Origin of the sequence: Nocardioides acrostichi (genome assembly GCF_015319165.1) — a bacterium.
Classification (GTDB): domain Bacteria; phylum Actinomycetota; class Actinomycetes; order Propionibacteriales; family Nocardioidaceae; genus Nocardioides; species Nocardioides acrostichi.
The window spans coordinates 129003-138161 of the sequence record NZ_JADIVZ010000011.1 but is presented as its reverse complement, the minus strand read 5'-3'; the positions used below and the strand labels follow the sequence as shown (position 1 = coordinate 138161).

The 9159-nt window shown below is 69.7% G+C and carries 7 protein-coding genes; 3 read left to right on the top strand and 4 right to left on the bottom strand.

Going from position 1 to position 9159, the window contains the following annotated elements; genetic code table 11:
• Positions 1–554 precede the first annotated feature (554 nt).
• Positions 555–1622, bottom strand: coding sequence for an alpha-hydroxy acid oxidase (locus tag ISG29_RS17240; protein ID WP_328829646.1), 1068 nt, complete (start codon positions 1620–1622; stop codon positions 555–557).
• Positions 1619–2890: a tyrosine--tRNA ligase gene (gene tyrS, locus ISG29_RS17235; protein WP_328829644.1), complete on the bottom strand. Its 1272-nt coding sequence runs from the start codon at positions 2888–2890 to the stop codon at positions 1619–1621. Before tyrS ends, ISG29_RS17240 begins: the two co-directional genes overlap by 4 nt.
• A 150-nt stretch (positions 2891–3040) precedes the next feature.
• On the opposite strand from tyrS, the gene ISG29_RS17230 reads away from it, so the two are divergent.
• Both ISG29_RS17230 and ISG29_RS17225 read left to right on the top strand, forming a co-directional pair.
• Positions 3041–4435, top strand: a complete 1395-nt coding sequence (locus ISG29_RS17230; RefSeq protein ID WP_194504693.1) for a serine/threonine-protein kinase — start codon at positions 3041–3043, stop codon at positions 4433–4435.
• Between the two features lie 57 nt (positions 4436–4492).
• Complete coding sequence (locus ISG29_RS17225) at positions 4493–4861, top strand: Hpt domain-containing protein (protein ID WP_194504692.1); 369 nt, start codon at positions 4493–4495, stop codon at positions 4859–4861.
• Between the two features lie 6 nt (positions 4862–4867).
• Here ISG29_RS17225 and ISG29_RS17220 read toward each other — a convergent pair whose 3' ends face one another.
• A complete protein-coding gene (locus ISG29_RS17220) occupies positions 4868–5476 on the bottom strand; it encodes a sulfotransferase family protein (RefSeq protein ID WP_194504691.1) in 609 nt (202 codons plus the stop codon).
• 59 nt (positions 5477–5535) lie between these two features.
• The gene (locus ISG29_RS17215; protein WP_194504690.1) at positions 5536–8280 is read right to left on the bottom strand and encodes a penicillin acylase family protein; all 2745 of its coding nucleotides are present in this window, start codon (positions 8278–8280) and stop codon (positions 5536–5538) included.
• Between the two features lie 170 nt (positions 8281–8450).
• Here ISG29_RS17215 and ISG29_RS17210 point away from each other — a divergent pair, with 170 nt between their 5' ends.
• Positions 8451–9140 (top strand): maleylpyruvate isomerase N-terminal domain-containing protein, encoded by a 690-nt coding sequence (locus ISG29_RS17210; RefSeq protein ID WP_194504689.1) that lies wholly within the window; start codon positions 8451–8453, stop codon positions 9138–9140.
• Positions 9141–9159 lie beyond the last annotated feature (19 nt).

Here is a 9159-nt window from a genome sequence, read left to right as displayed (position 1 = left end):
CGTTCGTCCTGAGCCAGGATCAAACTCTCCATTGAAAACCAAAAACCATACACACAAAAGCATGCACAACAATCGGCACAACAAACAATCCAAAACCTGACAAACAAACCCCGACAAACCATAAAAAATGGTCAACCAGAATCATTCATCAAAGAAACCATCACCCCGACCAACCCACCCACAAAACATGAGCAAACCAGCCGAGACGACGGGCACAAATCAATCCGTCGACTATGACACACTGTTGAGTTCTCAAGAATCAGACGCGGCGAGATTCCAGCCTTTCGGCCTTCTTTCCCGCGCTGATGTTCCTATCTTGCGAGGCTTTCTTCCCCGATGCAAATCGGGGCCGATTCTGCCTTTCGCAGTGACCACATCAGATTGCTTCCGGCTCGGTGTGCTCCTCAGCGGGAGACACCACCGAAGTGGAGTGACCTGGTGGTCGGGCGGCCGCCTCGGGGCCGGAAGCCCGGCCGGATCGGCCTTGCTCCCCGCCGCTCCCTGGCGACGAAGAAAACATTAGACGACTCTCCCGAAGCACACAAATCCGGGGGTCACCTCAGCGTGTTCGCATCCTCCAGACGGGTGCAGCCGGCCAACTCCAGGGCTTCTGAGAGCTCCTCGGCGAGCACCCGGAGCAGCCCTGCGACGCCGCCTGATCCGCCCGCAGCCAAGGCGTACAGCGCTGGTCGTCCGACCAGGACGCCCCGGGCTCCCAAGGACAGCGCTGCGAGGACGTCGAGCCCGCTGCGCACTCCCCCGTCGACGTACACCTCCACCTCGTCGCCCACCTCGGCGACGACCTCGGGCAGAGCGGAACAGCTCGTGACGGCACGGTCGAGTTGGCGTCCCCCGTGGTTCGACACGTAGACCGCTCGGGCACCGGCGTCGACACACCGGCGAGCGTCGTCGGCGCGCAGCACACCCTTGACCACGATGGGAAGTCCGGTGCTGCTGGCAAGCCACTCGATGTCGGCGGGCGCGAGGTCTCGGGCCTGACGGGCCTCACCGGGTCGGGCGAAGTTGCGCCGGTGCCAGCTGAGGTCGATCCCCGCCCAGTCCTCCTCCGCCGGTGCGTACTTCGTGCCGGGGTACGGAGTGTCGGCGGTCAGCACGATGGCGCTGGCTCCGGCGTCGACGGCCGCGGCCAGAACGGGTGCGGTGCTGTGGCGGTCGGGCGGCACGTAGACCTGCAGCCACCATGGTGTTCCCGAGGCCGCCTCACGGCCGGCGTTCGCGATGTCGACGAAGACGTGGCCCGCGTTGGAACTCACCACGTGCAGCGCTCCCGCCTGTGCACACCCGGCGGCCATCGCCTTCTCGCCGTCGTCGTCGATGACGCGCTGCATCGACGAGGGAGCGACGCCGAGCGGCGTGGCGACCCGCTGCCCCAGGAGCGTGGTCTCGGTCGCGACGGCGCCGGTACCCCGCATCACCCGGGGGCGAAACCGCACGTCGGCCCAGGCCGCCCGGTTCTCGTCACGAGTGCGGCCCTCGCGGGCACCCGCCGAGAGGTAGGCCCACATCGGAGCGGGCATCCGCTCCCGGGCGAGAGCCTCCAGTTCCGCCTGCCAGCCGCCTCGACGAGGATCCGCCCAGAGGGGGCCGGCCGGAGACCTCACGACACCTCGACGCCGCGGAAGCTCTTCTTGCCCTTGCGCAGCACGAGCCAGTGGCCGCCGACGAGGTCATCAGGACCGGGCACGAAGTCGGCGTCTCGGACCCTCTCGTTGTTGAGGTAGGCGCCACCCTCCTTCACGGCCCGCCGGGCCTCGCCCTTGCTGGCGGCCAGGCCGGTCTCGACGAAGAGGTCGACGATGCTGGGCATCTCACCCGCCGAGACGGTGATCGCCCCGGCCTCGCCGAGGGCCGCGCCCAGGGTGTCGCCGGCGAGGTCGGCCATGTCGCCGCCGCCGAAGAGGGCAGCCGAGGCAGCCTGGATGCGGGCCGTCTCCACCGCCCCGTGCACCAGCGTGGTCACGTGCTCGGCCAGCGCCTTCTGGCCGGCGCGCAGGAACGGCTTCTCAGCGTGTGTGGCCTCGATCTCCTCGATCTCGGCGCGCGAGAGGAACGTGAAGATGCGCAGCATCTCGCTGACCGAGGCGTCCTCGACGTTGAGCCAGAACTGGAAGAACGCGTACGGCGACATCATCGACGGGTCGAGCCAGAGGGCACCGCCCTCGGTCTTGCCGTACTTCGTGCCGTCGGACTTCGTGATGAGCGGCGTGGCGAAGGCGTGGGCCGTGCCGCCCTCGGCGCGACGGATCAACTCGGCTCCTCCGGTGATGTTGCCCCACTGGTCGGACCCGCCGAACTGGAGCGTCACGCCGTGCTGGCGGTAGAGCGCGAGGAAGTCCATCGACTGGAGCAGCACGTAGGAGAACTCGGTGTAGCTGATGCCGCCCGCCTCGAGACGGCGCTTGACCGTGTCGCGCGCCAGCATCCGGTTGACCGGGAAGTGCTTGCCGATGTCGCGCAGGAAGTCGATCGTCGAGAGACCGGCGGTCCAGTCGAGGTTGTTGACCATCGTCGCCGCGTTCTCGCCCTCGAAGGAGAGGAACGGCTCGATCTGGGCCCGCACGCGGCCCACCCACTCGGCGACGGTGTCGGCGTCATTCAGGGTGCGCTCACCGGAGTCTCGCGGGTCACCGATCATGCCGGTGGCTCCGCCGACGAGCGCGAATGGCGTGTGGCCGGCGTCTTGGAGGCGCTTGGCGGTGAGGATCTGCACCAAGTTGCCGAGGTGCAGGCTGGGCGCCGTCGGGTCGAAGCCCACGTAGAAGCGCACACTCGACGACGTCAGAGCCTCGCGCAGGACGTCGAGATCCGTCGAGTGCGCGAGCAGTCCGCGCCACTGGAGATCGTCGAGCAGGGTGGGATCGACCGACACGCTGGTGCCTTCCGTCATCGGAGGTGTTCGGGGCAAGCCTGCCTCATGTCACGTCGGCCCGCGTCTCGGGCGTGGGGCAGCCCACTCCTTCGTGGGAGCAGGAAGTCGGTGCGGCCCCCTATCGTGGGCCGACGGAGGTGTGACACGAAGGTGATCGGAGAGCGGTATTCACTGGATCGAGAGATCGGTCGCGGCGGCATGGGCACGGTGTGGCTCGGACGCGACGAGGTGCTCGGGCGATCGGTCGCGGTCAAGCGTCTCGGACTGGCTCCGGGCGCGGACGAGCCCGACGTCGAGCGGGCCGACCGAGAGGCGCGGCTCGCGGCGAGGCTCTCCCATCCACACATCGTGGCCGTCTACGACCTCGTCGAGCACGAGGGCACCCGACACCTGGTCATGGAGTACGTCGAGGGCACCAACCTGGCCGCGCTGGTCGCGGCCGGAGGCCCGTTGGAGCCCACACGGGCCGCGTCGCTCTTCGAGCAGGTGGCCGACGCTCTCGCCGCGGCTCACGAGGGCGGCATCGTGCACCGCGACGTGAAGCCCTCCAACATGCTCGTCGCCGAGGGCGACGAGATGAAGCTCTCCGACTTCGGCATCGCCCGGGCCGACGCCGACCCAGCGTTGACCCAGACCGGGCTCGTCACCGGCTCTCCGGCCTACCTGGCGCCCGAGGTCGCCGCCGGCCAGGTCGCCACCGCGGCGAGCGACGTGTGGTCCTGGGGAGCGTCGCTGTGGCACGCCCTCGCCGGCCACCCGCCGTACGAGGTGAAGGACAACGTGCTCGGCACGCTGTACCGCATCGTCAACGACGACCCGCCCCGCCTGGACGACGTCGGGTGGCTCGGCACGCTGCTCGAGGCGACCATGGCCAAGGATCCTCAGGCCCGCTGGACCATGGCGCAGGTGCGCGACTACCTGCGCGCCGGACCACGGGCGCCGACGTCTCCGACCACACGTTCACAGGCTCTCCCCACCACCGGCACCGACGAGGGCACCCGGGTCATCCCGGCGGCGACGGGCGCTGTCGCCACCACCGCCGGCAGACGCCGGAGGTCGGGCAACTCGGCGCTCCTGGCCGTGATCGCCGTGATGCTGGTCGCCCTGCTGGGCGTGATCGGCGTGATCCTGCTCTCGGGGGGCGACGACCAGCCGACGGCCGGACAAGGCGCGGCCTCGGACACCACCACGTCATCGACGTCCTCGGACGAGAGCGGCTCACCGTCGGCCGAGGTGACCTCTCAGGAGTTGGAGAACTTCGCCGGCACCTACGTGCGCACCGCGCAGGCCGACCCGGCCGAGGGCTTTGCGATGCTCACGCCCGCCTACCAGAGGCAGAGCGGGGAGCTCTCGGGCTACCAGAGCTTCTGGGGCAAGGTCGCGAGCATCGACAGCCTCGAGGTCACGGGCACCGACACCGATGCCGGCACGGTGACCTACACCTACAGCCGCACGATGGACGACGGCACGAAGAAGACCGAGACGGTACGGCTCACCGTCGAGCGCGGCGACGACGGCAACCTACTGATCGTCGGCGACTCGTGACCCCGACCTCGGCGCGGCGTCGCGGCACACGCCGCCTGCGCAAGGGAGGATGAGCACGTGCCGACCGACCCCACGATGCTCGACATCGAGCGTCTCGACGAGCTGCGCGACCTCGACCCCGGGAACACCATCTACCTCGATCGAGCGATCGCGAACTTCGAGTCCAACAGCGTCACGCTGTTCGCGGAGCTCGAGGCGGTCGTGGCCACGGGTGTCACCGACGACGTGGTCCGGGTCGCGCACCGACTGGCCGGTGCCGCCCTCAACCTCGGCGTGGCCGACGCCGGTGCGCTGCTGCGCGACGTCGAGGCCCGGGCCGGCAGCGGCGACCTCGATGTCGCCTCGGCGCTGCTCCCGCAGGTGTCCGCGGCGCTGGAGCGGGGCCGCGTCGCGCTGGCCGCGTACCAGGCCGCCTATCAGGCCTGAGCCACCTCAGACGACCCGGCCGCCGTCCTCGATGCTGCGGTACAAGGCGACGTCGCTGGCGTAGGCCTCCTCGATGAGCGCACGCGTCGAGGCGCTCACCTCGTGCTGCCGCTCGGGCGAGACGTTGCGCTGGCGCAGCCGGATCTTCTTCTTGCCCACCTGGTCGCGCATCCAGGCGAACGCCGAGTCGAGGTCGTCGTAGCGCCACAACCGATCGACGGCGAGACCGCCGCCGTCGGTCGTCACGTAGTCGCGCTGAGGGCGCAGCCGGATCTCGCCGGCCACGACGCGGCCCGCGAACTCGTCGAATCCGAGATCGCCCACGTAGGTCGCCTTGCCCACGATGCCCGGACGCGATCGGTAGCGCCACCACGACGCCAGCCACGAGACGGGCTCGCGCACGACGGCCGTGACGGCGTAGTCGGTGCGCTCGTACCCATGGTTGCGCAGGAGCGGCGCGAATCTCTCGTCGAACTCGACGGCCGTGACGTGCTTGAGCGACGGCGGGCCGGAGGTCACGAGTTGCGCGTGCTTGCGGAACGCGTGCTCCAACGCGGTCGAGCCCGACTTGGGTACCGCGAGGACGACGAAGCCGTGCTTGGGGGCGGCGAGCATGACTGCATTATCCCGACGATGGGAGAGCCGCCGCCTCCAGGCTCAGCACGGATGCGCGGTCACCGTGCGCGGCCACTCTCGAACTGCACCACCTGCTGGAAGGTCGGCCGGTTCTGCCAGTCGATCGGCCGCACGCCGACGAGGCCGGCGGCCGTGGAGGTGATGTCGTCGATGTGCTTGTCGTAGGTCAGATCCTTCACCGACTCCACACCCTGCTCGTCGAGGGCCCGGGCGACGGCGGCCGCCAAGCTGGCTCGCAGCTGCTTGCGGCACAGCGCCTTGCGGCCGTTCCCGCAGTAGCCGAACCGGTACCCGTCACGGACCTTGTCGCCGAGGACGGAGCGCAGATCCTTATTGACGTAGCCGTACCACGCGATGCCGTTCCACGACGATCCCTGCCCTGAACGCGGGTGGTTATCGAGGGCTTGCGGCAGCTTCGTCACGAGGTTCCCGAGACGTCCGCGCAGCACGTCCTGAGCGACCGCGTGGTTGCCGTCTTGCCACCAGGTGTCGAACAGCGCGATCGCCTGCTGGTGCGCATACGAACCGTCGCGGTCGCGGTCGACCCGGTGGGCGCCGCTGCGCAGCCACTGTCGCAACAGCCGCCGCGCGGTCGCCGTCTGCTTGTCGTTGCCGATGGCGCGCAGCAGGTAGGGCAGCGTGCCGACGGCGCGGGAGTCGACCGTGGCCGCGTCGGCCATGATGCCGGTCAACTGCGGCAGGTCGACCTTCTTCGTGCCCCTGATCGCGGCGCGCACGCGGTTCTCCAGCGCCTGGGAGCGGTGCACCGGACCGTAGCCCCAGGCGTCGTCGGCGGCGGTGAAGGCACGGGCGGGCTTGTTGTTCCAGCTCACCAGGTACCCGCGCGAGGGGTCGAGTGCCTGCACGTGGTCGTCGTCGCCGAGCCACCCCGACCAGTCGAAGCGATGCGCTCCCCAGCGGGGCAGATCGGGCTCGGTGCGCCCGGACCGCTGGGGCAGCAGGCCGGAGGAGTAGTAGGCGATGTCGGAGTCGTCGGCGTAGAACCAGTTGAAGGTGAAGTCGATGTGAGACGCGGCCTGTTGAAACGACGCGGCGTCGTGCACGTAGCCGGGGTCGTTGAACTGGCTGAACCCGATGACCGAGTCGACCTCGTGCCCGTAGGTGCTGCGCTGGAGCACCACGGCGACCGGCTTGCCGTGCACGGTGGTGCGCTCCTGCACGATGCCGTGGTCCGTGCGCAGTACCTGGAACTCATACGTCTTCGGCGGATTGGGCGAGCTGGCGTTCGGCGTGGTGTTCTCGGTGTGGGTGAACTGGTCCATCTCGACGCACTTCCCACCGTCTCGGTAACCGGTGGAATCGGTGGTCGGAGTGCTGCCGTCGGTGTTGCACAACTTCTCGACGACGGTGTCGACGTTGTCGCTGCCGGCGCTGGTGGCCGACCACGCGTAGTCGACACCGCGACCGAGCTGGACGAAGAGGTTGGTGCCGGCGAAGGCCACGCCGCGCGCCTGGATGCCCGGACCGTCGAGCACCTGCTCGACGAGCAGCTGCGGCGCGAAGTAGCCGGTCTGCGGCCCCATGACGGCCAGCGGCTTGCCGGTCTTCGAGTGCTGGCCGGTGACGAGCAGGGCGTTGCTCATGCCGTGGGTGTGCAGCGGCACCTCGATGGTCTGGCCGCCGGGCAGGGTGAGCTCGGGGGTGGTGGTGCCCGGCGCGGAGGCGGTCGCACCGCCGACGGACTCACCCGTGCCGCCGCCGGTGGGGCCGTCGGCGTCCGGCATGGCGACGCCCTTGAGGCCGGGACGGAACTTCTCGCTGCCGTAGGGGAAGCGCCTGGCCGTGGTGACCGGCGCCTCCTGGTCGTCCTTCTCGCGCAGATCCTGGTAGACCGCCCGAGCCCTCTTCGTGCCGAGCTTCGCTACCAGCGACTGGTACCACGCCGCGTTGGCGGCCTCCTGGCCACCGCCCTTGCCGAAGATGCCGCCGACGAGTGAGGCCACGTAGACGATGTCGGCGCGGGTCCAGTCCTCGGGCGTCTTCTGGAGGGCGGCGTACTCCGCGGGACAGCTGGGCGCCGCGACGGTGGGGCACAGCGCGTCCTGGGCGGCGTTGATGCCCTCGACGAAGGAGTCGACGGCGGCCAGCAGTCGAGGCCCGTCGTCCCCGGCCCGGTCGGCGGCCTTCTGGATCTGCGCGTCCGCCTCCTCGGGCGTGTAGTAGGCGGTACGCAGCTGCTCCTGGTCCATGGCCACGTTGCCGGGGCTGTCGCCGACGAACTCGGCCATCCGGGCCTGACCGGTGTGCCGCAGCACGTCCATGAGGAACATCCGGTCCTCGATGGCGGCGTAGCCGGCGCCGTACTCGACGTCCTCGAAGGTGTCGCCGTGGATGAACGGCACCCCGAAGGAGTCGCGCTCGATGGTCAGGCCGTCCGTCGGCGTCTCGCTGGAGACGACCTCGTCGGGAGTGAAACCGGCGTCCTTGAAGAGGTGGTCGAGGTCGGCCTGGTCGATCTGGTCGGGCTCGATGGTGTTGAGCTGGTCGTAGAGCTCGAGCTGGTCGGCGAAGTTCGTCGGGGTGGTCGGCGTCGCCGTGGTCGAGCCACCCAGCTGGACGACGTCGAGCGCCGTGGCGTTGCCGCTCGAGCCCGGCGGCAGGATGTTGCGCACCCCGGCGACCGGCGTGGCACGAGACGCATCGCCCTCACGGGCCGTGGCGGCACCGACGGTTCCGGCCAGGGCCAGGGCTCCGGCGGTCGCGAAGACGGCGGCCGCGGTGAGGCTGCGGCAGGTGCGAGGGCGGCTGGAGTTGCGGGTCACCACGTATCCGATCGGTCCGAGGGTGTGACGCTCTCCACAACGAACCAACGGGCGTGGGGATACGGCCTCGGGTGGCCTCGGGTGGCCTCGGGTGGCCTCGGGTGGCCTCGGGTGGCCTCGGGGCGCTGCCGGGGGTGGTGCAATGCGCACCGCGTTGGTGCACTGCGGTCATGGCCGATGAAGTGCGGGAGTGGCGGGAGGCGGTCGAGCGGGTCTGCGCTCTGGCCGGAACGGTCGACCCGGCACGCATGGCGCAGCGGGTGCCGGCGTGCCCGGGCTGGACCGGCCGAGACCTGCTCGCCCACATGGTGGGGCTGGGCGCCGATGTGTTGGCCGGCGACGAGCCGGACGATCACAACGACGCGTGGACCCAGGCCCAGGTCGACGACCGGTCGGACCGCACGGTGGCCGACCTCCTGCACGAGTGGCGATCCTTCGCCGACGAGCTTGCCGATGCGATGACCGAGCACGGCACTCGCCCGCTGTCCGACGTGATCATCCACGAGCAGGATCTGCGCGGGCTGCTCGGCGAGCCGGGCGGGGCCTCGTCGGTGGGCTTCGCGGTCGTGCGCGAGCGTCTGGCGGGCCGGTTCGCCCGACACGTGGAGTCCGCGGGGCACGGCTCGCTGGCGCTGGTGGGCGAGCAATGGACGTGGCTCTCCCCCGGACTGACATCCGCCTCGGACGCCGACGTCGAGCTCGCGGCGTCCGACTTCGACCTGGCTCGCGCGATCATGTCTCGGCGCTCTGCCCGTCAGCTGCGCTCCTGGACCACACGGGGCGACGTGGACCCGCTGCTCCGCTGCTTCGAGGTGCTCGGCGATCTCCCCGTCGAGGATCTCGACGACGGGCGGTCCTGACCCGTGCCACCCGGACGAC